The 1,031-nt window shown below is 43.5% G+C and carries 1 protein-coding gene and 1 pseudogene; both read right to left on the bottom strand.

Annotation, left to right across the window (positions count from 1 at the left end; genetic code table 11):
- Positions 1-31: 31 nt before the first annotated feature.
- Complete coding sequence (locus tag R7Q47_RS26650; RefSeq protein ID WP_005459337.1) at positions 32-697, bottom strand: response regulator transcription factor; 666 nt, start codon at positions 695-697, stop codon at positions 32-34.
- Between the two features lie 158 nt (positions 698-855).
- A pseudogene (locus R7Q47_RS26645) lies at positions 856-1,031 on the bottom strand (L-lactate dehydrogenase); the annotation flags it as partial.

The following is a 1,031-nucleotide window of genomic DNA, read 5'->3' as shown; positions in this document are numbered from 1 at the left end:
TTTGCTATGTAGGATGGACACACCAGCTTCATCACGCGCCCACAGATTCTAAATAACTGTAGCCTTTGCCTCGAAACGTTTTGATGTGCTGTTTAGATAAGCCCGCTTCAACCAATTTTCGGCGAATGTTACTAATGTGCATATCTAGGTTGCGATCAAACGGGCTGAGTTCTTTTTTCAACACTTCTGTCTGTAGCTCAGCTTTGGAGATAACCACGCCTTGATTCTTAACCAAATGGCTCAAAAGCTCCGCTTCTGTGCTGGTCAACGGTAAGCTGGTTAGCTGATCACTGATACTCTGGGCGGTATTACAAATGGTTTGGCGTTGACGCTCCAAGCCCACTCGACGCAAGATCGCTTTGATGCGCATTAGCAACTCAGCAACATTGAATGGCTTACCAATGTATTGATCGGCACCCGCTTGATAGCCATCCAGCATCGAGTTTTCATCGTTCAATGCAGTAAGCATCAGAATTGGTGTAGCAAATCGTTGGCAAATACGACGAGCAACTTGCATCCCATTTAAGTTTGGCAACATCACATCGAGTAACACTAAATCGACTGGCGTTTTCTCCATGTACTGCAGCGCGCTTTCACCACAATGCACAGAAGAGACGGTATATCCTTCATCTTGCAAAACTACTTCTAAAAGCTCACACAAAGGAACGTCATCATCAACAATCAAAACTCGAGACATGCCAAATTACCACTCAAATAAAAATGGTTCGCATTCTATTACTCATTTGCAAATTAAACAACCATAGTTTATGTGGCTTTTCTCTGTTTGGAAGACACAAAAAAGCCTACTAAACAGTAGGCTATATAAGGCAAAACGGAGAATTTCTTTGTTTACAATCAGCACTTCAAACCTGTCGATTGCGCGACATTCTCCACAATGGATCTCAAGTTCATACTGATAGAGTGTAATGTTTCAAGCTCCTCTTCTGTAAACGGGTGAGTAAGAACCGACTCTGCACCTTTTTTCCCGACCACCGTCGGTAGACTTAGCACGACGCCACTCACACCATATT

The organism is Vibrio sp. Vb0349 (genome assembly GCF_033338975.1).
The sequence above is the reverse complement of the archived record's forward strand: the minus strand, read 5'-3'. Positions and strand labels throughout refer to the sequence as shown.

What these genes read in the sequence shown, in the direction of transcription:
- R7Q47_RS26650 (WP_005459337.1), bottom strand. Translation starts at nt 697, where the DNA reads ATGTCTCGAGTTTTGATTGTTGATGATGACGTTCCTTTGTGTGAGCTT.